Raw genomic sequence first — 26,325 nt, 5'->3', positions numbered from 1 at the left:
GATGACGGCCGATCAGACACCAAACCTTTAAAGGCTGCCTCTCTGCTACCATGTCGCGCAATCGCCCCAGCCCGTGACGCCCGCCCATGCCCCACGCTTCCCGCTCCACCGCCCTGCCCGAATTGACCGCCCTGTTTGGCCAAGTGCAGCAGCACTTCCTCGACGTGATCGTGCCGCTGTGGCAAGGCCCGGGCTGGAATGCCGACATGGCGTTGCCGTACGAGGCGCTGGACGCCGCGCATCAACCGCTGCCAGTGCAGCGCTATCGGGCGATGGCCTGCGCACGGCAGCTGTATCTGTTCTCCAGCCTGATCGGGGTTGTGGATAACGCCGAAGTCCGCGCCGCCGCGCTGTTCCGTTCGCTGCAACGGCATTTCCATGATGCCGAGCATGGCGGCTGGTTTTACAGCATCGACGCACAGGGCAAGCCGCTGGACCAGCGCAAGGATCTCTACACCCACGCCTTCATCCTGTTCGCCTGCGCGCATTACTGGGACAAGTCCCGGGATTCGCTGGCCGAGTCGACATTGAACGCCGCGCTGGAAATCATCGGCCGCCGATTCGCCACCGGCGACGGTTTATACGAAGCCTGCCTGGAGCATGACTGGCTCACCCTGCAAACCGGGCCACTGCAAAATCCGCTGATGCATCTGGCCGAAGCTTTTCTGGCGACCCTCGCCGTGCGTGAAGACCCGCAAACGCAGAAGGCCCTGCTTGAGTTATGCACAGCCATGCACAAGCAATTCGTCGATCCGCAATATGGCGTGTTGATGGAGAAGCCACTGGGTGCTGTGGATAACTGGTACGAGCCGGGGCACCAGTTCGAATGGTATTTCCTGCTCGAATCGTCGGCGCTGTTGCGCGATTCGAAACTGCACCGGGCGCTGGATCGGGCGTTTGCCTTTACCGAGCAGTATGGCGTGCTGGAGTCCTGCGGCGCGGTGCGGGCGATGCTTGATCTGGAAAGCAATGGTCGGCCCAGAGATTCCACCCAACGGATCTGGGCTCAAGCCGAATACCTGCGTGCGCTGACCTTGCGGGCGGACAGCGAAGCGGTGGTGCTGCGCCAGTTGCAGGCGTTGCAGCAGCGGTTTCTGCATGCCGGCGGCTGGCATGAGTGTCGCGATGAGAATGGAGAGGTCAGCCGCAAGGACATGCCTTCGACCACGCCTTATCATTTGGCGACTTGTTATAGCGGACTGGCTGAATATCTTCGCTGACCGAACAATTGCATTCGCGAGCAGGCTCGCTCCCACATTTTGGAATGCATTCCCCTGTGGGAGCGAGCCTGCTCGCGAATGGCCTCAGCGCGGTATCAAGCCTTGTTACGCTCGATGGCAAACCCGGCCCAGGTCTGGCTCACCGGCATCAGCTCCAGGCTGTTGATGTTGATGTGCGCCGGGGTGTTCATCACCCAGAAAATCGTCTCGGCGATGTCCTGTGGCTGGATCGGCTCGGCGCCGGCGTAAGTGGCGTTGTAGCGTTCCTGGTCACCGGCAAAACGTACCAGCGAGAACTCGCTTTCGCACAGGCCGGGTTCGATGTTGCTGACCCGCACGCCAGTACCCTGCAGGTCGCAACGCAGGTTCAGCGAGAACTGTTTGACGAAGGCTTTGCTCGCGCCATACACGTGGCTGCCCGGGTACGGGTAGTTACCGGCGATGGAACCGAGGTTGACGATACCGGCGCCACGGCCGTGGGCAATCAGCCGTGGCAGCAGCAGGCGAGTGGCGTACATCAGGCCTTTGACGTTGGTGTCGACCATGGTGTCCCAGTCATCCAGATCGCACTTGGGCGCCGGGTCGACACCGAGCGCCAGGCCGGCGTTGTTGATCAGGCCACGGAGTTTGGCGAACGACGGCGGCAGGTTGGCGATCGCCTCCTCCATCGCTTTGCGATCGCGCACATCGAGAACCAGACCATGCACTTCGGTCTGCTTCGACAGTTCGGCGCACAGGGCATTGAGGCGTTCTTCACGACGGCCGGTCAGTACCAGCTTCCAGCCAGCCTCGGCAAAACGCCGGGCACAGGCTTCACCAAAACCGGACGTCGCGCCGGTGATAAACAGGGTGTCGGACATCGTGTTCTCCTTGCTTCGGCCGCCACGGCAGCCCTTGGAATAGAAAATCAGCAGGCAGCATGCCCGCCCTCGCGAATACGGGCAACACTTGCCAGCTGTACAAAAATCAACCAAGTGCGCCAAGACCTTAGCCTGCGTGGCCTGCAGCCATGTGCACGCATGTTATCCACAATCTGCTCCACAGTTTCCGGGGGCAAGTGCAAACGTGCAAAGCCGCGCCACACAAGGCTTTGCGGGCGAAATGGAAAGTTTTTTGCTTGACCGTGAGGCGGGGGATGTGCGGGACAGGGCATTTTGCACGACGGACGGTGTCACCGGGTGATTGCGCGAGGCCAGCAATTACGGCGCTCCGCGAGGTCTTTCCAGAGTTTAGTCACAGACTTATCCACAGGCTTGCGCACATGGAATTGCCATGTCTCTGCTCCCCAGAAAAAGGTTGACAACGACGCCGCGCGCTCCAGCAAAAATGCCTGATCAAAAAACAAACACATCCCTGCAAGCCACGTTTCATAAGGCTTGCAGCCAGATACACCCACGTTATTCACAGCCAGCTCCACAGTAACCGGGGACAAGTCAAAACTGTGGAAAAACAGCCATTTGCAGCGTCTATATGTCGCGCTTTGGCAGCTTGGGGAATTTGTTTTCCACAATTCTGAATTCCGCTTGATGTCATGCCTTGATTCCATGTAGGAGCTGCCGAAGGCTGCGATCTTCTGATTTTTTTAAGATCAAAAGATCGCAGCCTTCAGCAGCTCCTACACAGTGAGTTTGAGGAATAAAAACAGCCCCGGGACTCTCGTCGCCGGGGCTGTGTACAACCGCGAGAAGAATCAGTGCCCGCCCAGATAGGCGTTACGCACCTCCTCATTCACCAAAAGCTCTTTGCCTGTGCCGGTCAGACGGATTTCGCCGTTGACCATCACATATGCCCGGTCCGACAGCTTCAGCGCATGGTTGGCGTTCTGCTCGACGAGGAAAATCGTCATCCCGGTTTTTGCCAACTCACGCAGCGTGGCGAAAATCTGCTTCACCACGATCGGAGCCAGACCCAGGCTCGGCTCATCGAGCAGCAACAGCTTCGGCCGGCTCATCAGCGCACGGGCGATGGCGAGCATCTGCTGTTCACCGCCAGACATGGTCATCGCCCGCTGATTGCGTCGCTCCTCAAGCCGTGGAAACAGCTCGAACATGCGCTGCATGTCCTCTTTGGCGTACTTGTCGCCAATCGGGATGGTGCCCATCAGCAGGTTTTCCTCGACGGTCATGTCGGGGAAAACCCGCCGCCCTTCCGGCGACTGCGCGATACCGTTGGAGGCGATGTAGTGCGAGGACTTCTGCGTGATGTCGACGCCCTGATAGAGAATCTGCCCGCCCGCCGCTCTGGGCTGGCCGAAGATCGACATCAGCAAGGTCGACTTGCCGGCGCCGTTGGAGCCGATCAGGCTGACGGTCTCGCCTTCGTTGATCTGCAATGAAACGCCCTTGAGCGCCTGAATCGGGCCGTAGAACACGTCCAGATTGCGCAGTTCGAGGATCGGTTGGCTCATACCAGCTCCTCTTCGTCGGCGCCCAGGTAAGCCGCAATCACTTTTGGATCATTGCGGATCGCTTCCGGTCCGCCCTCAGCGATGACGATGCCGTGGTCCAGCACCACGATGTGGTCGGAAATGCTCATAACCATGCCCATGTCGTGTTCGATCAGCACCACGGTCAGATCGTGCTCGTCGCGCAGCAGCCGGATCATCGCGCTGAGCGCTTCGGTTTCCTGAGGATTGAGGCCGGCGGCCGGTTCGTCGAGGCAGATGATCTGCGGCCGCGTGCACATGGCCCGGGCAATTTCCAGACGCCGTTGTTGGCCGTAGGACAGCTCACCGGCCAGACGGTTGGCGCAGTCGACCAGATCGACTACTTCGAGCCAGTAGAACGCGACATCCAGCGCATCGCTCTCGGCCTTGCGATAGCCCTTGGTGTTGAGGATGCCGGCGAGCATGTTGCGGTTGACCCACATGTGCTGCGCCACCAGCAGGTTTTCCAGCACCGACATTTCCTTGAACAGGCGAATGTTCTGGAACGTACGGGCGAGACCGGCACGGTTCACCAGGTGAGTACCGCCGAACATTTTGTAGTACATGCGGCTGAGGAAGGATTTCGGCGAAACGAAATCGGTCGGTTTGAACGACTCGCCCAGCAACTGGATGACGTTGGTCTGCTGGCCGCGCACATTGAGTTCGATCTTGCCGCCCGTGGCCTTGTAGAAACCGGTCAGGCAGTTGAACACCGTGGTCTTGCCAGCACCGTTGGGGCCGATCAGGGCGAAGATCGAATTGCGTTTGACCTTCAGGCTGACATCGCTCAAAGCCTTGATGCCACCGAAATGCATCATCAGTTTTTCAACAGAGAGTACGACTTCACTCATGGCGCAGTCCTCTCGTAGTGAATGGCACCTTTGCGTGGTTTGACCCCGGTGCGGCTGATGCGGATCAACCCGCGTGGTCGCCAGATCATCATCAACACCATCAGGATGCCGAACAGCAGCACGCGGTATTCAGCGAAGCCGCGCAGCAGTTCCGGGGCGACGGTGAGCACGAATGCGGCGATGACCACGCCGATGGTCGAGCCCATGCCGCCGAGCACGACGATGGCGAGGATCAGCGCCGACTCGAAGAAGGTGAACGAGGTCGGATTGACGAAGCCTTGATAGGTGGCGAAGAACACCCCGGCCAGACCCGCCGTCGACGCACCGATGGTGAACGCCGAGAGCTTGACCAGTACGTGGTTCAGGCCCATTGAGCGGCAGGCGATTTCATCTTCACGCAGGGCTTCCCAGGCGCGACCGACCGGCATCTTCACCAGCCGATGCTTGACGTACAACACCGCCAGCACCACCAGGAACAGCACCGCGTAGATGAAGTAATACTTCACGTCCGGGTTGTAGGTCAGGCCGAAGAACTCATGAAACGGCACCCCGCCATCCTTCGCCCGCTTGCCGAACTCCAGACCGAAGAACGTCGGCAATGGCGCCGGCATGCCGTTCGGGCCGCCGGTCAGGGACAGCCAGTTGTTCAGCACCAGACGAATGATTTCACCAAAACCCAGGGTCACGATCGCCAGATAGTCACCGTGCAGACGCAACACCGGGAAACCGAGAATGCAGCCAGCCAGGCCTGCGGTGATTGCCGCCAGCGGCAGCACCGTCCAGAAACCCAGACCCAGATATTGATAACCCAATGCCAGACCGTAGGCGCCGATGGCGTAGAACGCCACGTAACCGAGATCGAGCAGCCCGGCCAGACCGACCACAATGTTCAGCCCCAGCCCCAGCAGCACGTAGATCAAACCAAGGATGATCACCCCCAGCAGATAGGAGTTGGAGACAAACGGCACGATGATCGCCAGCACGATAATCAGCGGGATGATCCAGCGCAGCCGTGATTTGTAATCCGCCGGCAGCACGTGCACACCGGAACCGCTGCTCTCGAACCCGTCGAGGATCTTCAGGCCCTTGGGGGTTTGCAGGAACAGGCTGAGGGCAAAGCGACCGGCCATGACGATGGCAATGATCCACGCCACGCGGGTTGCTTCGAGGTTGAAGCTGTAGCCGTCGAGGACCACGCCGACAATCGGCCCGAACACGATCAGCGCAATCAGGCCGGCAAGAATCGCCTCGACCAGACTTTTTTTGATATCGATGGATTTTTCAATGGTTGCAGACATCGCTTACACCTTCGACACAAGAGGACGGCCCAACAGGCCCTGCGGCCGGAAGACCAGTACGAGGACGAGCAGCGAGAAACTGAACACGTCTTTGTAGTCGGAGTTGACCAGACCGGAGAACAGCGACTCGGAGATGCCGAGGATGATCCCGCCGAGCATCGCGCCGGGCAGTGAACCGATGCCGCCCAGAACCGCTGCGGTGAACGCCTTGATGCCGATGATGAAGCCGGCATAGAAGTCGAACGTGCCGTAGTTCATGGTGATCAGCACACCGGCCAGTGCCGCCATGGCTGCACCGATGATGAACACGTAGGAAATCACCCGGTCGGTGTTGATCCCCAGGATCGAGGCCATCTTGCGGTCTTGCTGGGTCGCACGGCACATGCGGCCGAGCTTGGTGTATTTGATGATGTAGGTCAGCAGCCCCATGCCGACAAACGCGGCGATCAGGATGAAGACTTTGGTGTAGGTCAGTTGCACGAAGCCGGTGCCGACTTCAACACGCCAGGCACCGGTCAGCAGCGTAGGCACGCCCTGTTGTTTGGCGCCCTGGGCGATCTGTGCGTAGTTCTGCAGAATCAGCGAAATACCGATAGCGCTGATCAGCGGCGCCAGGCGGGTCGAGTTACGCAGGGGTTTGTAGGCAACACGCTCGATGACCCAGCCATATACCGCCGTGACGACGATGGTGAAGATCAGCGTACCGAGCATCAGCAGCGGGAAGGATTCGATACCGAAGTAAGCCAGCAGAGCCAGACTGATTGCCGCCAGGTAAGCGGAAATCATGTAAACCTCGCCGTGGGCGAAGTTGATCATGCCGATGATGCCGTAGACCATTGTGTAGCCGATGGCGATCAGGCCATAGACCGACCCGAGGGTCAGGCCATTGACCAGTTGCTGCAGGAAAATACCATCCATAACGCAATCTCACGCAGTGAGAACCTGCGCGCCATCGGCGCGCGGTTCTTCTAGGAAAAATACAGATGTACGTCGGAGCAATGTCGGAGCGTGATCAGCCCGATCACCACTGATCCCTCTGTGGGAGCGAGCCTGCTCGCGAAAGCGGTTGAACACTCAACGCAGAGGTTGTTTGTCAGTGCGTCTTCGCGAGCAGGCTCGCTCCCACAGGGGATCGGTGGTGATCAGATGATCGCTTCAGCCCTTACTTCTGCTTTTCCAGCTGGTGGTATTTGCCGTCCTTGTCCCACTGGTAAACCACGTAGTCGGAGACTTTCAGGTCGCCTTTGGCGTCCCAGGTCTTCTCGCCCATCACGGTTTTCACCGGGTTGGCCTTCAGCCACTTGGCAGCGGCTTCGCCATCGTTTTTCTTCGCGCCATTGAACGCTGCCGCCAGAGTCTGAACCGAGGCGTAGGCGTACAGGGTGTAGCCCTCAGGCTCAGTGCCGGCCTTGCGGAACGCGTCCACTACGGTCTTGCTTTCCGGCAACAGGCGCGGGTCGGCGCCGAAAGTCATCAGTACGCCATCGGTGAATTGCGGGCCGCCAGCGGTGGTCACCAGTTCGTCGGTCACGATACCGTCGTCGGACATGAACTTGACGTCTTTCAGACCTTGTTCACGCAGCTGACGAACCAGCGGACCGGCTTCCGGGTGCAGGCCGCCGAAATAGACGACATCGGCGCCGGCGCCACGGATCTTGGTGACGATGGTGCTGAAGTCTTTCTCGCCACGGGTCAGGCCTTCGTACAGCACAGGCTTGACGCCGCGTTTTTCCAGCTGAGCCTTGGTGGCGTCAGCCAGGCCTTGGCCGTAGGTGTCCTTGTCGTGCAGCACAACGACTTTCTTGCCCTTGAGCATGTCGACGATGTAGTCGCCGGCAACGATGCCTTGCTGGTCGTCACGTCCGCACATACGGAACATGGCGCTGAGGCCGCGTTCGGTAACTTGCGGGTTGGTCGAGCCCGGAGTGATCGCGATGATCCCGGCTTCGTCGTAGATTTCCGACGCTGGAATGGTCGAAGAGGAGCAGAAGTGACCGACCACGCCGGCGACTTTCTGGTTGGTGAGGTCCTTGGCGACCGTCACTGCCTGCTTCGGTTCGCAGGCGTCGTCGCCTTTGACCAGGACGATTTTTTCCCCGTTGACGCCACCCGCCGCGTTGACCGCATCGGCCGCCGCCTGTGCACCCTTCATGTACTGCTCGCCGAATGCCGCGTTGGCACCGGTCATAGGACCCGCTACACCGATCTTGATATCAGCTTGAGCAAACGCAGAAACACCCAGCGCAGTAGCGACTGCGAGGGCCAGAAAGCCTTTCTTGTAAAACGTCTGGGACATGAGGTGGTGCTCCAAGGTTTTTTTAGTTGGCACTGCGACTTCACTTCACTCAAAGCTCAGAGCAAGGCCCGTGCCATCGGTTTTTTATTCTTCAAAAAGTCGCTGCGTTGTTGTTATTTCGACTGTTTCGGTCCCATTTTCATTGGGCGTGCAACCGTCTAAACCGCGGAAGGTGAAACCATTTGTTTTTTCAGGCGCAACCCGCACGCGCCATCATTGCAACCGCAGCGGCAAACGACGTGCAACCAGCCTGTAACAGCCCGCGTCACCGAACTGCACACTGCTGGTGCGGGACTGCTACAACCCGCACCATTACAGGCTAGTCGCTGGATGCAAAAGCGCCGCTTGCGGCAACAAATTTCAACACTCAAATAACGATGCGCAGGCACTGGCCCGCGTGATACAGGGAAAACCCGGCCTCGTACAGGCAACTGCGCAAGCCCACACCGGCCAGGGGCTGCATCGGTGCGAAGGGAATCGGCAGTGCCTGCGGATTGCCGTTGCACAGGTAATCGGCAAAAGCTTTGCCGACCACCGTGCCGGTGGTGACGCCGCGACCGTTATAACCGGTGACGGCCACCAGTCCCGGCGCCGGTTCGAACAGGCGCATCAGGTGATCAGGGGTAAACGCGATGCGCCCGGTCCAGGTGCATTGCCACTCGACCGGCTTCAGATTGGGGAAGTAATGCTGCTGCACCCGATCGGCCCAGGCTTTGAGAAACCAGGTCGGTTTCTGGTTGCCATTGCCGAGGCTGCCGAGCAACAGGCGCCCGTCCTTGTCACGGCGGATGCTGCTCAATACCTGACGGGTGTCCCACGAGCCCTGCCCGCCCGGGAGAATTTCTTGCGCAGCGTCTTCGGTAAGTGGCACCGAGGCGACCTGGTAGTAATAGCCGGGAAAGAAATTGCGCTTGAGTTCGGTCCAGTCGCCTTCGGTGTAAGCATTGGAGGCGATGACCACTTGTTCGGCGAGTACCGAACCCTGGGCGGTTTGCACCGACCACTTCTGCCCGACGCGCTCGAGGCGAGTCACCGGCGAATGATCGAACATCTGCCCGCCGAGCCCGCGCACGGCATTGGCCAGCCCGGTGACATAGGCCATCGGATTGAGCGTGCCGGCGCGGCGGTCAAGCAACGCGGCGGCGATTTTCTGCGTGCCGGTGGCTTGCTCGCAGGCCTTGCCGGTGAGCAGTTCGACCGGCGCGCCACGACGTTTCCATTGCTGCTCGCGACTGCGCAGATCCGCCTCGCCCTTGGCGTTATGCGCCATGTGCAAAGTGCCTTCGCGGCGCAATTGGCAATCGATAGCGTATTTATCCACAAGGCTGAACACCAGCGCCGGCGCCGCACCGAGCATGCGGTTGAGCTGACTGCCGACCGCCTCGCCGAACCCCGCTTCGATCTCGTCCGGAGGAATCCACATGCCGGCGTTGACCAGCCCGACATTGCGCCCGGAGCCACCGTGCCCTGCGCGATGCGCTTCCAGCACGCAGACGCTTTTGCCTTTTTCCAACAGATGCAGCGCCGCTGACAACCCGGTGAACCCGGCGCCGATCACACAGACATCGACCTTGACCTCGCCCTTGAGCGCGGTGTTATCCGGGCGTTGTGGCGTGAGCGTTTCCCACAGACATTCTTCGCGTAACGGCATTGCCAGACTCCAACAGAAACCCAACAAACACACAAACCTGAGTGAGCCCCCTGTGGCGAGGGGATTTAGCGAAACGTCGCACCGCCCCGCTGGGTCGCGGAGCGGCCCCAAAATTTCAAAAGCGACGACTGCTTCGCAGCCGAACGGGGATAAATCCCCTCGCCACAGTGCTCACTCCTACAGAGGATCTCCACCTGTCAGTCGAATGTAATGCCCTGCGCCAACGGCAATTCCAGCGAGTAGTTGACGGTGTTGGTCTGCCGGCGCATGTACGCGCGCCAGGCATCGGAGCCAGATTCACGGCCGCCGCCAGTCTCTTTCTCGCCACCAAACGCGCCGCCGATTTCCGCGCCGCTCGGGCCGATGTTGACGTTGGCGATGCCGCAGTCGCTGCCGACCGCCGACATGAACCGCTCGGCCTCACGCACATCGGTGGTGAAAATGCACGATGACAGGCCTTGCGGCACGGCATTGTTCAGGCGCAGCGCTTCCTCGAAATCGCTGTAGCCGACCACGTAGAGAATCGGCGCAAAGGTTTCGCTGCAGACCACATCGCTCTGCTCGGGCATTTCCACGATGGCCGGCGACACGTAATAAGCATTGGGGAATTGCTCTTCCAGTTGGCGCTTGCCACCGAACACCCGGCCGCCTTCGCTCAGCGCCTGTTCCAGCGCATCCTGCATGTTTTCGAAGCTGTGCTTGTCGATCAGCGGGCCGACCAGATTGCCTTGCAGCGGATGGCCGATGCGTACTTTCGAATAGGCAGCCTTGAGGCGGGTGACGATTTCTTCCTTGACCGATTCATGAGCGATCAGACGGCGCAAGGTGGTGCAGCGTTGCCCGGCGGTGCCGACGGCGCTGAACAGAATCGCGCGCACTGCCATGTCCAGATCGGCGCTCGGGCCGAGGATCATCGCGTTGTTGCCGCCCAGTTCGAGAATGCTGCGGGCGAAACGCGCGGCGACTTTCGGCGCCACTTCGCGGCCCATGCGCGTGCTGCCGGTGGCGCTGATCAGCGCAACACGCGGATCATCGACCAGCGCTTCGCCGGCATCGCGACCGCCGATCACCACCTGGCACAGGCTCGGTGGGGCATCACTGAAATTTTTCACTACGCGATCAAACAGCGCCTGACAGGCCAGCGCGGTCAGCGGGGTTTTCTCTGATGGCTTCCACACCACCGGGTTGCCGCAGACCAGCGCCAGGGTGGTGTTCCACGCCCACACTGCGACCGGGAAGTTGAACGCGCTGATGACGCCGACCACGCCGAGCGGATGCCAGGTTTCACGCATATGGTGGCCCGGGCGCTCGGAGGCGATGGTCAGACCGTACAACTGGCGCGACAGGCCAACGGCGAAATCGCAGATGTCGATCATCTCCTGTACTTCACCCAGGCCTTCCTGAGTGATCTTGCCCGCCTCCCACGACACCAGCTCGCCGAGATCGGCCTTGTACTCGCGCAACACTTCGCCGAACTGACGCACCAGCTCACCGCGACGCGGCGCCGGCACCTTGCGCCAGTGCTCGAATGCATGATCTGCGCGACTGATGTGTTGCTCGACTTCGGCAGCGCCCTCCCAGTTCACCGAGGCAATTTCACTGCCATCGATGGGCGAATGCACCGGCACCTTGCCGTTCTGGTACAGGGCCGGGTTGACTCCCAGACGATCAAGCAATGCGGCTACCATCGGTCTCTCCTCAAGCAAAAACAGAATGTGTGCGGCCATCCTTTGCATGGCCGGGCAGGCCTTTAGTTGTAGCCTCACTGCGGCGATGCAACAAACGACCTTTACGCCAGATATCATTCCGTTTATTCATGCTGCCTAGCGAAAGACAAGAAAAAGGACTGGCCATGCTGAACAGACGCCACTTGCCCTCGATCACCGCGCTGCAATGCTTCGAGGCCGTGACCCGGCACCTGAGTTTTACCCGCGCCGCCGAAGAGCTGAACCTGACCCAGAGTGCGGTGAGCAAACAGGTCGCGCAGCTTGAAGAACTGTTGCAGCACTTGCTGTTCCGCCGCGTGCGTCGGCGCTTGCAGATGACGCCGGCCGGGGATTTGTATCTGGTCGAGGTCAGAAAAATCCTCAGCCAAGTGGAGATGTCGACGCATTACCTGCGTTCCTACGGCGGCGAAACCGAAGTCTTGCGCGTCTCCACCCCGTCAACCTTCGGCGCCCGTTGGCTGGTGCCGCGCCTGAAAGGCTGGCGCCTGCGCCATCCGTCGATTCATCTGGATCTGTGTAACGAGCAGGAAGCCGACGATCTGTTGCAGGGGCGCAGCGATCTGGCCTTCTATTTCGGCCAGGCTTCGCGTCCGGGCACCGAATGCCTGAAATTGTTCGGCGAACAACTGGTGCCGGTCTGCGCCCCGGGCAGCCTGCCGGACACGCCATTCACTGACCCGACGCAACTCACCGACCTGGTACTGCTGCAAAATGCCTCGCGACCGCAGGCCTGGCACGACTGGTTCGACAGTCAGGGCTACCACACCGAACACAGCTACCACGGGCCGCGTTTCGAAACCTTTTACATGTGCATCCGCGCCGCCCAGGTCGGCTGTGGCGTGGCGCTGCTGCCGCGGTTTCTGGTGGAAGAGGAATTGGCCGAAGGCAAACTGGTCATACCCTGGCAGCATGCGATGCCCAGCAGTGATGCCTATTACCTGGCCTACCCGGAGCACGCGGCGGAAGTGCCGAAGGTGCGGGATTTTGTGAAATGGATGCTTGAACAAATCGATAGCCCGGTGTGAGGTCAACCGGGATCCCTGTGGGAGCGAGCCTGCTCGCGAAAGCGTCGGGTCAGCCACATCATCTTTAACTGACACACCGCATTCGCGAGCAGGCTCGCTCCCACAGTGGATCTGCGGCGCTCTGAAAAAATGCTGGCAATCCCCACCGCCGATATGCGCCACTAGCGCCATCGATATAGACCGCGCCGGGCGCGGCGCAACTGGAGACCCGTTTATGAGCGAGAGTGTGTTTGCCGATCGCATCGTGCAGAACCTGCTCGACACCGACTTCTACAAGCTGACGATGATGCAGGCGGTGCTGCACAACTACCCCAACGTCGAAGTCGAATGGGAGTTCCGTTGCCGCAACGCCGAGGATCTGCGTCCGTATCTGGCCGAGATTCGTCATCAGATCGAGCGTCTGGCCGAGCTGAGCCTGAGTGCTGATCAGTTGAGTTTCCTTGAGCGCATCAGTTTTCTGAAACCAGATTTTCTGCGCTTCCTCGGCCTGTTCCGCTTCAACCTGCGCTACCTGCACACCGGCATCGAAAACGGCGAGTTGTTTATCCGCCTGCGCGGACCCTGGCTGCACGTAATCCTCTACGAAGTGCCGCTGCTGGCGATCGTCAGTGAAGTGCGCAATCGCTATCGCTACCGGGAGACTTCGCTGGAGCAGGCACGCGAACAGCTGTATCGCAAGTTCGACTGGCTGACCGCCAATGCTTCGGCCGATGAGCTGTCGCAATTGCAGGTTGCCGATTTCGGCACGCGTCGACGCTTTTCCTTTGGCGTGCAGGCCGAAGTGGTCAACGTGCTCAAGCACGACTTCCCGGGTCGTTTCGTCGGTACCAGCAATGTGCACCTGTCCCGCGAGCTGGACATGAAACCGCTGGGCACCATGGCCCACGAGTGGATCATGGCCCATCAGCAACTCGGCCCGCGCCTGATCGACAGCCAGATCGCCGCGCTCGATTGCTGGGTTCGCGAGTACCGTGGCCTGCTCGGCATTGCCCTCACCGATTGCATCACCACCGATGCGTTTCTTGGCGATTTCGATCTGTTCTTCGCCAAACTCTTCGATGGCCTGCGCCACGATTCCGGGGACCCGGTGGCGTGGGGTGAAAAGTGCATCGCGCACTATCACAAGCTCGGCATCGACCCGATGAGCAAGACCCTGGTGTTTTCCGACAGTCTGACCCTGCCCAAATCGCTGGAGATTTTCCGCGCGCTGCACGGTCGCATCAATGTGAGCTTCGGCATCGGTACCAACCTCACTTGTGATATCCCGGGTGTCGAACCGATGAGCATCGTGCTTAAAATGACCGCCTGCAACGGCCAGCCGGTGGCGAAGATCTCCGACGAGCCTGGCAAGACCCACTGCAAAGATCCGAATTTCGTCGCCTATTTGCGACATGTGTTCAAGGTTCCTGCCGAATCCAGTCTATCTAGCAAGGAGTGAATTCATGCAAGCCGTACAGCGTGAGATTGCTGAGCAGCTCAAGGTGCAACCACCGTTCGCCGACGATCAGGCCCTGCAGGCCGAAGTCGCCCGGCGCCTGACGTTCATCCAGGAATGTCTGGTCAATTCCGGGCTCAAGACGCTGGTGCTGGGCATCAGCGGCGGCGTCGACTCACTGACCGCCGGCCTCCTGGCCCAGCGCGCGGTACGTGAACTGCGCGAAAAAACCGGCGACGACCGCTACAAATTCATCGCCGTGCGCCTGCCGTATGAAACCCAGTTCGACGAGCACGACGCCAAGGCCTCGCTCGATTGCATCGCCCCTGACGAAACTCACACCGTGAACATCGGCCCGGCGGTCAAGGCACTGGCGGCTCAGGTGTCGGCGTTCGAAGGCAAACCGGCGGCGTCGGTGGATTTCGTGCTGGGCAATACCAAGGCGCGGATGCGCATGGTGGCGCAGTACACGATTGCCGGAGTGGCGGGCGGTCTGGTGATTGGCACCGACCATGCGGCAGAAGCGGTGATGGGCTTCTTCACCAAATTCGGCGACGGCGCCTGCGACCTCGCCCCGCTCAGCGGCCTGGTGAAAAATCAGGTGCGTGCGATTGCCCGCAGCTTTGGCGCGCCGGAATCGCTGGTCGAAAAAGTCCCGACCGCCGACCTCGAAGATCTTTCGCCAGGCAAACCGGACGAAGCGGCGCACGGCGTGACCTATGCCGAGATCGATGCGTTTCTGCACGGTGAAGCGGTGCGGGACGAGGCGGCGAAGATCATTGTCGATACGTACAACAAGACTCATCACAAGCGGGTCATGCCGTTTGCGCCTTGAGGTATGGAAATGCCTGCACGAGCCTGTAGGAGCCTGTAGGAGCTGACGAGTGCAACGAGGCTGCGATCTTTTGATCTTGCTTTGAAGATCAAGATCAAAAGATCGCAGCCTTCGGCAGCTCCTACACAAAAAAGCGTCCCGGGGGGACGCTTTTTTTGTGCCTGGTTTACTTGACGACGATAGTGCCTTTCATCATCGAGATGTGCCCAGGGAACGAGCAGAAGAAGCCGTAGCTACCGTCAGCCACCTTGGCCACATCAAAGGTCACCGAATCGGTTTCCTTGGCGCCGATGATCTTGGTGTGGGCGATGATGCGGGCGTCGCCATCTTTCAGGTAGTTCTTGTCGATACCGGCTGCCAGGCCGTCGGTAGCGATTGGCTGCATGTCAGCTTCTTTGCTGATCACCAGGTTATGGCCCATGACGGTCTTCGGCAGGCTGCCGGAGTGGGTCAGTTCGACGGTGAAGGTCTTGCAGCTCTTGTCGATCACGATTTCCTTGGTGTTGAAGGTCATCTGATCGGTGGAATCAACGGTGGTTTTGCACTCGGCAGCCATCAATTGGCTGCTGGCCAGCGCCAGCAGGGATACCGCAACAACTTTGGAAAACATGGTGAATCTCCAAGGCAGGGTTAACAAAAACACTAGTGGTGGAAAGACTGCCTGAAATCATCGCAAGTTCATATGACTTGAGTCAAAAATTGTATACAACTTTCAGGCTATGACACTCATCGACACAATCTAACGGCCATTTTGTACGGCCAACCCTATGATCGGCCCACCTACTGAAACGGAGTGCAAGTCATGTTCTTTAACGGTCTGTTGTGCAGCTTGCTCGCCGCCTACGCCTGTGGCGCCAGCGGTACTTTTGAATCACCCGAACGCGAAGTCTAGTCCTTGGAGCGCAGCGTGCCAGCCGTTACCCTGTGCGCCTGATCGACTCAGGAGTAACGCATGTCGCTGAAATCCGTTTGTGTGTTTTGCGGTGCCAACGCCGGTACCGTACCGGCCTACACTGAAGCTGCCGTGGCCCTTGGCCGGGCATTGGCCGAGCGAAATCTGACGCTGGTCTACGGCGGCGGCGCGGTCGGCTTGATGGGCATTGTGGCTGATGCCGCGCTGGCCGCTGGCGGCGAAGTGATCGGCATCATTCCGCAAAGCCTGATGGACAAGGAGATCGGCCACAAGAGCCTGACGCGCCTGGAAGTGGTCGACGGCATGCATGCGCGCAAGGCGCGGATGGCTGAGCTAAGCGACGCGTTCATCGCCCTGCCCGGCGGCCTCGGCACGCTGGAGGAGCTGTTCGAAGTCTGGACCTGGGGCCAGCTCGGCTACCACGGCAAGCCTTTGGGGCTGCTGGAAGTGAACAGTTTCTACAGCAAACTCACGGCTTTTCTCGATCATATCGTCGGCGAAGGCTTCGTTCGCGCGCCACACCGTGACATGCTGCAAGTGAGCGAATCGCCAGATTCCCTGCTCGATGCCCTCGATCAGTGGCAACCGACCGTCACGCCCAAGTGGGTCGACCAAAAACCCGGTTAACCCCCGGACACCGATACAGGGCAGAATACGCGCCGCTCAACCTCACCTTCGACCCCAGAGGATCGCCCATGGCCAAACCCAATTACTCCTTCGCCAAACGTCAACGAGACCTGGCAAAGGAACAGAAGAAAGAGGAAAAGCTTCAGCGCAAGAAGCAGGCTGCTGAAGAAGCGGCACTGAACCCTGACGGTGAAGTGGCGACCGATGATGATGTTGATGCACACGATGCCCCGAAAGATCAGACGCCCGACGCCTGAGCCCCACCGGGTTTGATGATCGAATCAGACCCTGCGGATTTGTGACGGGGCTGGCAGTTCTGCTGCCGGCCCTCACAGCCCTGCTTTCCCTGAAACACCAAAATCCCCTGTGGGAGCGAGCCTGCTCGCGAATGCGATATATCTGTTACAAATCTATTGGCTGACCTGACGCTTTCGCGAGCAGGCTCGCTCCCACATTTGAAGACTCATCAATTCTGAGGCATCACCGTAACCCGCACTTCCGGGTCGTGATTACCCCCACCGAGAATCACTCCGCGCAGCGGCGACACATCGGAGAAATCCCTTCCCCACGCCAACGTGATGTGTTCCAGCGCCGGCCGCACATTGTTGGTCGGATCGAAATCCACCCAGCCCGATACCGGACAGAACAACGATACCCACGCATGCGAGGCGTCGGCGCCGATCAGGCGTGGCTGTCCCGGCGGCGGCTGGGTCAGCAGGTAGCCGCTGACATAACGCGCCGCCAGACCGCGCGAGCGCACACAGGCCAGCATCAGATGAGCGAAGTCCTGACACACGCCGCGTCGACGCTCCAGCACTTCCACCAGCGGCGTCGCCACCTGGGTGGCTTCGGCATCGAAGGTGAATTCGCTGAAGATCTTCTGCATCAGCGCCTGCACGCCGAGCAGCAACGGTCGCCCTGGCGGAAAACAGCTTTGCGAGAACTCGACGAAGCTGCGCTTCAAGTGCACATAAGGTGACTGGAACCGGTAGCGACAGGCTTCGAGCAAGTCGGCGGACAACGGCTGACTGCTGTAGGTCAGCGCATCGCGGGTCTGCTCCCACGCTGGCGACTGGTTGAAATCCAGCGCCGGCCGCGCCAGCACTTCGACCGTCAGCCGGGCGTTGACCTGCAATTGGTCATGGGGCCGCTCAAAGGCCAACCGCGTCAGCGGATTGCCGAAAACATCCAGCTCATCCCGGCGCATGGTCGGTTCGGGGCTGATCAGCAACTGCTGCTCGGTGCAGCGCTGCCAGCTGCATTCGCGCGGCCACAGGTGCGCCAGTTGCTGCGCGAGGGAGACCGGGCTGTCGTAGTGATAACAGGTGTCGTGAAAGATCTGGTACTGAGCGCTCATCACACGGACACCGTTCGCTGGCTGACATCATCGACATGGGCGAAATGGCGCAGGGCCAGACGATCCGATACCTGGCCGCTGGCTTCGGCGATTTCCTGCAACAGATCGGCCAGACCATCCAGCGCGGCACGTACGCTGGATTTGCCGAACAGCGGGTTCTCCAGACAACCGAGATCAAACCGCGACAGACGTTCGACCAACTGTGGCAACGCAGTTTCGCGAGGTGCGCCGAAATCGTCGTTCAAGCGTTTCAGCGTGCGGGTAACCAGTTTCAGCTGAAACAGCACCGCGTGGGGGTTCTGCTCATCCAGCAACAGCAGATCGAGCACCGGAATCAATTGCGCCACCGCCAGATAGCGTGAGCGGTAGGTGATGCTGCTGTTACCCAACTCCAGCAACCACTCCAGCCCCGCCTGATCGAACGCACCCGCGCCGCGCAGAAACGCCGCCAGACTGCTGCTGAGAAATTGCAGGCGTTCGATGCGCCGGCCAATCATCAGAAAGCGCCAGCCTTCATCGCGGGTCATGTCATCCAGCGCAAACCCCGACAGCGCCGCCAGCGACATCACCAGACGGTTGAGGAAATCCAGCAGTTCGCCGAAGTCCGGTTCATCGACTTCCAGCTCCAGCGCCTCGCGCTGCAATTCGACCAGCGCCTGCCAGTTCTCCCGGGACAGCTTGCCGCGCACTTGCGAGGCGGCCCATTGCAGGCGTTGCAAGTTGGAGCGCAGGCTGAACGACCAATCCTCGCCCAGCAACGCAGCGAGCAGGCGCTCCGGCAGTTCGCCTTCATCGGGCAGCAAGGCCAGCCGCTCGCCGAGATCGACCGCTGCTTGCAGCGCCTGCGGATCATCGCCATCGACGTAACGCGTGAGCATGATGCGCAGCAGCCGCGCGCTGTCGTCGCAGCGTTCGCAGTAGCGGCCGAACCAGAACAGATTCTCCACTACCCGCGATGGCAGGTAAGGATCGCGCCGCACCAGATCGTGCACGCCGACATTGCGCTGCGCCTTCCACTGCTCGCCACTCGGCGCACGGTCGCTGAGCACCCAGGTGTCCTTGCTCGCCCCGCCGCGCTGCATCGACACCACTTCGGCATCAGCCTCGGCCGCCACTCGGGTCAGACCGCCCGGCAACACGCGGTAGCCATCGTGGCTGGCCACCGCATACATGCGCATGCCGATCGCGCGGGGTTGCAGATGACCGTCTTCGGCTTGCCACACCGGCGCCTGCGACAGTTGCGCAAGCTCTTGCGCGACGTAGGCATAAGGCCGTGCCTGCATACGCTGCGCCAGCTCGAGGCGCTGGCTTTCACTCAAATCACGGCCGAAAACAGGCGCGAAGCTCTGCGACGGGAACGCCGGTTTGATCAACAGCTCCGGAAGTTTTTCCAGCGCCTGCGCCAGCACCGGCGCTTCACCGCACCACCAGGTGGCGATCGACGGCAGGATCAGTTCCTCGCCGAACAGGTACTGATTGATCTTCGGCAAAAAACCCAGCAGGCCCGGCGATTCAAGCACGCCGCTGCCGAGCGCATTAGCCACCAGCACCCGCCCCTGCCGCACCGCCTCAAGCAGACCGGGGACGCCAAGCGCCGAGTCGGTACGCAGTTCCAGCGGGTCGCAGAAATCATCGTCGAGGCGGCGCATGATCGCGTGCACCCGGCGCAGGCCACTGAGGGTTTTCAGGTAAACGGTGGCATTGCGCACCGTCAGATCGCCGCCCTCGACCAGCGGATAGCCGAGCTGACGCGCCAGATACAGGTGCTCGAAATAACTTTCATTGAATCGCCCCGGTGTCAGCAGCACCACCAGCGGTGCGTCATCGCCCTCCGGTGCCTGACGGGTCAGGGTTTCCTGCAAGGTGCGGAAGAAACCGGCCAGATGCTGGACCTTAAGATCCCGGTACAAATCGGGAAAGGCGCGGGAGACGATGGTGCGGTTTTCCAGCGCATAGCCGGCCCCGGACGGCGCCTGGGTGCGATCGGCAGTGACCCACCAGCGACCATCCGGTGTGCGCGCCAGATCCACGGCATACAAATGCAAAAAGGCTGATTCGGGCGGGGCAATGCCCTGACAGGGCCAGAGAAAATTGTTGTGTCCGAATACCAGCTCGGCGGGCAGCAGGCCTTCGCTGATCAACCGCTGCGGACCGTACAGATCCGCCAGCACTGCATTGAGCAAGCGCGCACGCTGAGCGATGCCGGCGGACAATTGCTGCCATTCATCTGCCGCGATCACATGGGGCAGCAGATCCAGCTCCCACGGCCGGTCAGCGCCCTTGGGATCGGCATAGACGTTGTAGGTAACGCCGTTTTCCTGAATCTGCCGCGCCAGCAAGGCTTGGCGCTGCACCAGTTGCGCCGGACTGCTGCGCTGCAACTGATCGAACAGGCGCCGCCAATGCGAGCGCACCGCGCCGCTGCCGTCGAGCAGTTCGTGATAGGTGCCCGCGGTCAGCGGGTAGCGGTCTAGCAGGTCAGGCATGGAAAGCTCGGCAGACAGCAGGGAACGGTCAGACTAACGCAGGCACATGACACGCGGATATACGAAAAATCCGCGTGTTGCGTAGGCTCTAGAAACGGCGCAGATCGATGGTCATCGGTAGCTCGTCATTGATTTCTACTTTGGGTACGGGAAGTTTCCCCGGCGTGTGTCCGAGGCGGAAAAACCGCGCCATGCGCCGGCTCTCCGCTTCATTGGCATTGACCGGCAAGGTTTCGTAATTGCGCCCGCCGGGATGGGCCACGTGATACTGGCAACCGCCCAGCGAACGCCCCATCCAGGTATCGAGCAGGTCGAATACCAATGGTGCGTGCACCGCTATGGTCGGATGCAGACAGTTGGCTGGTTGCCAGGCCCGAAAGCGCACCCCGGCGACAAACTCGCCTACTCGTCCGGTCGGGTGCAACGGCACCGCGACGCCATTACAGGTCAGCAGATAGCGCTGTGGCGGCAGGCCGTTGAGCTTGACCTGCAAGCGCTCCAGCGATGAATCGACGTAGCGCACCGTGCCGCCCGCCGAGCCCTCCTCGCCCAGCACATGCCAGGGTTCAAGCGCCTGACGCAGCTCCAGCTCGATGCCATTGACGGCGTAGTCGCCGACCTTGGGAAAACGAAATTCCAGATGCGCCGCGAACCACTCGGCGCGCAACGGGTAGCCAGCGTTGTTGAGTTCGACGATAACGTCGGCGAAATCCTCTTCGATAAAGTGCGGCAGCAGAAAGCGGTCGTGCAGCTCGGTGCCCCAGCGCGCCAGTTTCGCCGGCGCGTAAGGCTCGCGCCAGAACCGCGCGACCAGCGCCCGCAGCAACAACTGCTGAGCCAGACTCATGCGCGCATGGGGCGGCATTTCAAAAGCGCGCAGTTCCAGCAAGCCAAGACGCCCGGTGGCGCCGTCCGGTGAATACAGTTTGTCGATGCAGAATTCGGCGCGATGGGTATTGCCGGTGACGTCGATCAGCAAATTGCGCAGCAGTCGATCGACCAGCCACGGTGCACATTCCTCGCCCGGTTCCGGCATTTGCGCAAAGGCGATTTCCAGTTCGTACAAGGCGTCATTGCGCGCCTCATCAACCCGTGGAGCCTGGGACGTCGGACCAATGAACAGCCCGGAAAACAGGTACGACAGCGAAGGATGGTTGTGCCAGTAACTGATCAGGCTGCGCAGCAGATCCGGCCGCCGCAGAAACGGTGAGTCCGCTGGTGTCGCGCCGCCGAGGACGAAATGATTGCCGCCGCCGGTACCGGTGTGGCGCCCGTCGATCATGAACTTTTCGGTGGTCAGGCGGGTTTGCCGTGCCTGTTCATAGAGAAACTCGGTGCGCTCGACCAACTCGTCCCAGCTTGCCGATGGCTGCACGTTGACCTCGATCACGCCCGGGTCCGGAGTGACACGGAAATTGCTGAGGCGCGGATCACTTGGTGGTTCATAGCCTTCCAGCAGCACCGGGCAATGCAATTCTTCGGCAGTGGCCTCAATGGCCGAGACCAGTTCCAGATAATCCTCGACCCGCTCCAGCGGCGGCATGAACAGATACAGCCGGCCTTCGCGGGCCTCGGCGCAGAATGCGGTACGGGTCAGCCAGTCGGCGGACTCATCGATTTTCGGCACCCGCTCATCCAGCGCAGCAGGTTCGCCGTGCACACCGAGCTGCGCCGGATCCGGCAGTTCAGCGAAGTCCTGATTCGGATCGTTGGGATAGATGAACGGATATTCCGCCGCTTTCACCCACGGCTGCGAGGCCAGCGGCAAGCGGTAACCCAGCGGCGAATCCCCCGGCACCAAGCGACAGTGCTCATCGCGCAGATACCAGCGCCCGCTCTGCCATTGATCGCCCTTGGCCGTGCGCGCCAGCGGCAGCACTTGGCCGATCACCTTGTTCAGGCCCTGACTGAAGACCTTGCGCAATCGCGCGCGCTCCAATGGCTCTTCCAGACGCGAATCTTCGGCGCTGACGTTGCCGGGCAACGCGCCCTCGCGCCAGAGGTAATAGAGATGATCCTCGTAAGCCGGGAAGACGAAGCGCGCAGGCAACTTCAGACGCTCGGCGACGCTGGCGAGAAAGCGTCCGGCCAGTGCGCCGTCGGCGCCATAGTCCTGCTGTTCGTCGGCGATCAATGCGTCGTTGTGCCAGATCGGCTGACCGTCGCGGCGCCAGTAACAATTGAGCGACCAGCGCGGCAACTGCTCGCCGGGATACCACTTGCCCTGGCCGAAATGCACCAGCCCCTGCGGTGCATATTGCTTGCGCATGCGCTGAAACAGTTCGGCGGACAGCCGGCGCTTGTCCGGCCCCAGCGCGGCAGTGTTCCATTCGGCGCCGTCCGGGTCGTCGATGGAAACGAAGGTCGGCTCGCCGCCCATGGTCAGGCGCACATCGCCTTCAAGCAGGTCGGCATCGATTTGCCGCCCCAGCGCCTGGATCGCCCGCCACTGTTCATCGGTGTAGGGCTTGGTGACACGTGGCGCTTCCCAGATTCGCTCGACCGACATTTCGTGGCTGAACTGTGTCTCGCAAGGTTCGACCAGACCACTGATCGGCGCCGCCGAGGACGGATCGGGACTGCACGCCAACGGAATATGCCCTTCCCCGGCGAACAACCCGGAGGTCGCATCAAGGCCAATCCAGCCGGCACCCGGCAAATACACCTCGCACCAGGCGTGCAGGTCGGTGAAGTCGACTTCGGTGCCTGACGGGCCGTCGAGGCTTTTCAAATCGGCGGTCAGTTGAATCAGGTAGCCGGAAACAAACCGTGCCGCCAGACCGAGATTGCGCAACAGCTGCACCAGCAACCATGCCGAATCACGGCAGGAACCGGAGGCGTGTTGCAGTGTGTGCTCAGGAGTCTGCACGCCGGGCTCCATGCGGATCAGGTAGCCGATGTCTTCACTGAGGCGCTGATTGAGCGCCACCAGAAAATCCACCGCCGGCAGTGGCGTGCGGTCGATGCTGTCCAGGTAAGCCTTGAACGTTGGCGTCAGCGGCAGGGTTTCGAGGTACGGCGCCAGCTCCTTGCGTTCATCGGCGGCGTAGCTGAACGGAATTCTCTCGGCGTACGGTTCGAGGAAGAAGTCGAAGGGATTGAACACCGCCATTTCCGCGACCAGATCGACTTCGATGCGCAGCTCTGCGGTTTTTTCGGGGAACACCAGACGTGCCAGGTAATTGCCCTGGGGGTCCTGCTGCCAGTTGATGAAATGCTGCTCGGGCGAGACTTTCAGCGCATAGGAAAGAATTCGCGTGCGGCTGTGGGGCGCCGGGCGCAGGCGGACGATCTGCGGGCCGAGTTCGACAGCGCGGTCGTAGCGATAATGCGTGACGTGATGCAATGCGACATGAATCGACACGGCGTGCCTCCTGCGAGCCTTGGGCGTATGGGAAAGCGCGCAAGACTTATGCCATGCACAGGCTTGCGCACTTTCGCGAAATGCTCAAGGCAGTACAGCACCAAAACCGGGCGATGCGAGGAAATGCTTGGACTCAGTTGCACGCAAATGTTGCGGACGCTGATTCTTGCGGTGTTTGATCGGACGCTTTCGCGAGCAGGCTCGCTCCCACATTTGGAATGCGTTCCCCCGTGGGAGCGAGCCTGCTCGCGAAGAGGCCAGTGGCAACAACTTGATCATTCCCACGCTCTGCGTGGGAATGCAGCCCGTGACGCTCCGCGTCACAACCATGTTCGACAATACTGCGAGTAACGGCTGGAACGCGGAGCGTCCCGAGAGGCATTCCCACGCGGAGCGTGGGAACGATCAGCAAAACGCCAACCCGAAGGTTGGCGTTCTGTTCAGCTCAAGCAGTGTTTAGCGCGGCACGACCGGCTTGCGTGTCGGCTTCGGCCCTTTGCCTTTGGCCGCATCCTTGCGCTCCTTGGCCGCCTGCTGGTTGCGGGCGAATGCCGCAGCCTTGGCCTGTTCACGCTTGTCCCACGGATTACCGCCATCACTGGCACGCGGCGGCAGACCGGTGTGCTGAGTGAGAATCTTGGTGGTCTTCTCTTTGGCGACCTTGTGGCTGCCGGCCGGCGTCGAGTTCTTGCGACGGGCGCTCTGGTAGCTGTCGGTGGCCGGCTGATGCGCCGGGATCAGTTGATCCTTGCCCGGGCCGATCAGATCGGCGCGGCCCATGCGGATCAGCGCTTCACGCAGCATCGGCCAGCCTTTCGGGTCGTGATAACGCAAGAACGCCTTGTGCAGACGACGCTGATCTTCGCTCTTGACGATGGTCACGCCGTCGCTCTTGTACGTCACCTTGCGCAGCGGGTTCTTGCCCGAGTGGTACATCGCCGTGGCGGTGGCCATCGGCGACGGGTAGAACGCCTGCACCTGATCGGCGCGGAAGCCATTGCCCTTGAGCCACAGAGCAAGGTTCATCATGTCTTCGTCGGTGGTGCCCGGGTGGGCGGCGATGAAGTACGGGATCAGGTACTGCTCCTTGCCCGCTTCCTTGGTGTACTTCTCGAACATGCGCTTGAACTTGTCATAGCTGCCGATGCCCGGCTTCATCATCTGGTTGAGCGGACCTTCCTCGGTGTGCTCCGGGGCGATCTTCAGATAACCGCCGACATGGTGAGTCACCAGCTCCTTGACGTATTCCGGCGACTCGACGGCGAGGTCGTAACGCAAACCGGAGGCGATCAGGATCTTCTTCACACCCGGCAGGGCGCGGGCGCTGCGATACAGCTGGATCAGCGACGAGTGGTCGGTGTTCAGGTTCGGGCAGATACCGGGGAACACGCACGACGGCTTGCGGCAGGCGGATTCGATTTCCGGGCTCTTGCAGGCGATGCGGTACATGTTCGCAGTCGGGCCGCCGAGGTCGGAAATCACGCCGGTGAAACCCGGCACCTTGTCGCGGATCTCTTCGATTTCGCGAATGATCGACTCTTCGGAACGGTTCTGGATGATGCGGCCTTCGTGCTCGGTGATCGAGCAGAAGGTGCAGCCACCAAAGCAGCCACGCATGATGTTCACCGAGAAACGGATCATGTCGTAGGCCGGGATCTTCTCCTTGCCGTACGCCGGGTGCGGCACACGGGCGTAAGGCATGCCGAACACGTAGTCCATTTCTTCGGTGGTCATCGGAATCGGCGGCGGGTTGAACCAGACATCGAGCTCGCCATGCTTCTGCACCAGCGCACGGGCGTTGCCCGGGTTGGTTTCCAGGTGCAACACGCGGTTGGCGTGGGCGTAAAGAACCGGGTCGTTGCGCACCTTCTCCATCGACGGCAGACGAATCACGGTCTTGTCACGGGTCATGCGCGGGCTGGCCAGGATCTGCACGACCTTGGCTTCCTGCGGATCTTCGACCGGGCCTTTTTCCTGCTCGATGGCGCAGGCCTGGGTGTCCTGGGTATTCACGTACGGGTTGATGATCTTGTCGACCTTGCCCGGACGGTCGATGCGCGTGGAGTCGACTTCGTACCAGCCCTGTGGCGTGTCGCGACGGATGAACGCGGTGCCGCGCACATCGGTGATGTCTTCGATCTTGTGGCCCCACGACAGGCGCTGGGCAACTTCGACAATGGCCCGCTCGGCGTTGCCGTACAGCAGAATGTCGGCGCTGGCGTCGATCAGGATCGAGTTGCGCACGCGATCCTGCCAATAGTCGTAGTGGGCGATGCGGCGCAGCGAGGCTTCAATGCCGCCGAGCACGATCGGCACATGCTTGTAGGCTTCCTTGCAGCGCTGGCTGTAGACCAGACTGGCGCGATCCGGACGCTTGCCGGCCATGCCGCCGGGCGTGTACGCGTCATCGGAACGGATTTTCTTGTCCGCGGTGTAACGATTGATCATCGAGTCCATGTTGCCCGCCGCGACGCCGAAGAACAGGTTCGGCTCGCCGAGCTTCATGAAGTCGTCTTTGGACTGCCAGTTCGGCTGCGCGATGATCCCGACGCGGAAACCTTGCGACTCCAGCAGCCGGCCGATGATCGCCATGCCGAACGACGGATGATCGACGTAGGCATCACCGGTAACAATGATGATGTCGCACGAATCCCAGCCGAGCTGATCCATCTCCTCCCTGCTCATCGGCAGGAATGGCGCTGGCCCGAAACATTCGGCCCAATATTTTGGATAGTCAAATAACGGCTTGGCTGCTTGCATGTCGACGACCGGTGTTGAAGTGAAAAATCGCGGGCGCGGAATATAGCACAAATTT

The 26,325-nt window shown here is 60.7% G+C and carries 19 protein-coding genes; 6 read left to right on the top strand and 13 right to left on the bottom strand.

Annotation, left to right across the window (positions count from 1 at the left end; translation table 11 throughout):
- The first annotated feature begins 86 nt into the window (after positions 1–86).
- Positions 87–1,220: an AGE family epimerase/isomerase gene (locus ACZ9BE_RS00525; RefSeq protein WP_476248798.1), complete on the top strand. Its 1,134-nt coding sequence runs from the start codon at positions 87–89 to the stop codon at positions 1,218–1,220.
- A 95-nt stretch (positions 1,221–1,315) separates the two neighbouring features.
- Here the strand turns inward: ACZ9BE_RS00525 and ACZ9BE_RS00520 are convergent, their stop codons facing one another.
- The 8 genes from ACZ9BE_RS00520 to amaB form a co-directional block, all read right to left on the bottom strand.
- Entirely contained in the window at positions 1,316–2,080 is a 765-nt protein-coding gene (locus tag ACZ9BE_RS00520; protein WP_016771914.1) for an SDR family oxidoreductase, read from the bottom strand.
- Positions 2,081–2,910: 830 nt separating this feature from the next.
- The gene (locus ACZ9BE_RS00515) at positions 2,911–3,627 is read right to left on the bottom strand and encodes an ABC transporter ATP-binding protein (RefSeq protein WP_016771915.1); all 717 of its coding nucleotides are present in this window, start codon (positions 3,625–3,627) and stop codon (positions 2,911–2,913) included.
- Positions 3,624–4,496 carry an ABC transporter ATP-binding protein gene (locus ACZ9BE_RS00510; RefSeq protein ID WP_016771916.1) on the bottom strand — a complete coding sequence of 291 codons (873 nt, stop codon included), beginning with the start codon at positions 4,494–4,496 and terminating at the stop codon, positions 3,624–3,626. Before ACZ9BE_RS00510 ends, ACZ9BE_RS00515 begins: the two co-directional genes overlap by 4 nt.
- Positions 4,493–5,794 (bottom strand): high-affinity branched-chain amino acid ABC transporter permease LivM, encoded by a 1,302-nt coding sequence (livM, locus tag ACZ9BE_RS00505; RefSeq protein WP_476248797.1) that lies wholly within the window; start codon positions 5,792–5,794, stop codon positions 4,493–4,495. Before livM ends, ACZ9BE_RS00510 begins: the two co-directional genes overlap by 4 nt.
- Positions 5,795–5,797: 3 nt before the next feature.
- The gene (locus tag ACZ9BE_RS00500; protein ID WP_041480712.1) at positions 5,798–6,712 is read right to left on the bottom strand and encodes an ABC transporter permease subunit; all 915 of its coding nucleotides are present in this window, start codon (positions 6,710–6,712) and stop codon (positions 5,798–5,800) included.
- Between the two features lie 244 nt (positions 6,713–6,956).
- Entirely contained in the window at positions 6,957–8,090 is a 1,134-nt protein-coding gene (locus ACZ9BE_RS00495; protein ID WP_041480713.1) for an ABC transporter substrate-binding protein, read from the bottom strand.
- 367 nt (positions 8,091–8,457) lie between these two features.
- Positions 8,458–9,741: an L-pipecolate oxidase gene (gene amaA / locus ACZ9BE_RS00490; RefSeq protein ID WP_252877341.1), complete on the bottom strand. Its 1,284-nt coding sequence runs from the start codon at positions 9,739–9,741 to the stop codon at positions 8,458–8,460.
- A gap of 197 nt (positions 9,742–9,938) precedes the next feature.
- Positions 9,939–11,429, bottom strand: coding sequence for an L-piperidine-6-carboxylate dehydrogenase (gene amaB, locus ACZ9BE_RS00485; protein ID WP_290128313.1), 1,491 nt, complete (start codon positions 11,427–11,429; stop codon positions 9,939–9,941).
- A gap of 164 nt (positions 11,430–11,593) precedes the next feature.
- Here amaB and ACZ9BE_RS00480 point away from each other — a divergent pair, with 164 nt between their 5' ends.
- The 3 genes from ACZ9BE_RS00480 (at position 11,594) to nadE (ending at position 14,763) form a co-directional block, all read left to right on the top strand.
- Entirely contained in the window at positions 11,594–12,493 is a 900-nt protein-coding gene (locus ACZ9BE_RS00480) for a LysR family transcriptional regulator (RefSeq protein ID WP_041480716.1), read from the top strand.
- Between the two features lie 214 nt (positions 12,494–12,707).
- Positions 12,708–13,931, top strand: a complete 1,224-nt coding sequence (gene pncB / locus ACZ9BE_RS00475) for a nicotinate phosphoribosyltransferase (RefSeq protein WP_041480717.1) — start codon at positions 12,708–12,710, stop codon at positions 13,929–13,931.
- 4 nt (positions 13,932–13,935) lie between these two features.
- On the top strand, positions 13,936–14,763 hold the full coding sequence (nadE, locus tag ACZ9BE_RS00470) for an ammonia-dependent NAD(+) synthetase (RefSeq protein WP_236168126.1): 828 nt from the start codon (positions 13,936–13,938) through the stop codon (positions 14,761–14,763).
- Between the two features lie 166 nt (positions 14,764–14,929).
- On the opposite strand, the gene azu is transcribed toward nadE, so the two are convergent.
- The gene (gene azu / locus ACZ9BE_RS00465) at positions 14,930–15,373 is read right to left on the bottom strand and encodes an azurin (RefSeq protein ID WP_056787580.1); all 444 of its coding nucleotides are present in this window, start codon (positions 15,371–15,373) and stop codon (positions 14,930–14,932) included.
- Between the two features lie 342 nt (positions 15,374–15,715).
- On the opposite strand from azu, the gene ACZ9BE_RS00460 reads away from it, so the two are divergent.
- Complete coding sequence (locus ACZ9BE_RS00460; protein ID WP_252885226.1) at positions 15,716–16,303, top strand: LOG family protein; 588 nt, start codon at positions 15,716–15,718, stop codon at positions 16,301–16,303.
- Positions 16,304–16,371: 68 nt separating this feature from the next.
- Positions 16,372–16,560, top strand: a complete 189-nt coding sequence (locus ACZ9BE_RS00455) for a hypothetical protein (RefSeq protein WP_476248796.1) — start codon at positions 16,372–16,374, stop codon at positions 16,558–16,560.
- Positions 16,561–16,769: 209 nt separating this feature from the next.
- Here the strand turns inward: ACZ9BE_RS00455 and ACZ9BE_RS00450 are convergent, their stop codons facing one another.
- The 4 genes from ACZ9BE_RS00450 to ACZ9BE_RS00435 form a co-directional block, all read right to left on the bottom strand.
- Positions 16,770–17,660, bottom strand: coding sequence for a transglutaminase family protein (locus ACZ9BE_RS00450; protein ID WP_476248795.1), 891 nt, complete (start codon positions 17,658–17,660; stop codon positions 16,770–16,772).
- Positions 17,660–20,146 carry a circularly permuted type 2 ATP-grasp protein gene (locus ACZ9BE_RS00445; protein ID WP_095180950.1) on the bottom strand — a complete coding sequence of 829 codons (2,487 nt, stop codon included), beginning with the start codon at positions 20,144–20,146 and terminating at the stop codon, positions 17,660–17,662. The genes ACZ9BE_RS00450 and ACZ9BE_RS00445 overlap by 1 nt, the downstream gene beginning before the upstream one ends.
- Before the next feature lie 88 nt (positions 20,147–20,234).
- Entirely contained in the window at positions 20,235–23,510 is a 3,276-nt protein-coding gene (locus ACZ9BE_RS00440; RefSeq protein WP_476248794.1) for a transglutaminase family protein, read from the bottom strand.
- Positions 23,511–23,966: 456 nt separating this feature from the next.
- Positions 23,967–26,270, bottom strand: coding sequence for a YgiQ family radical SAM protein (locus ACZ9BE_RS00435; RefSeq protein WP_016771932.1), 2,304 nt, complete (start codon positions 26,268–26,270; stop codon positions 23,967–23,969).
- Positions 26,271–26,325: the final 55 nt, after the last annotated feature.

The sequence above is a fragment of the Pseudomonas sp. TE9122 genome (assembly GCF_056278925.1).
The sequence above is the reverse complement of the archived record's forward strand: the minus strand, read 5'-3'. Positions and strand labels throughout refer to the sequence as shown.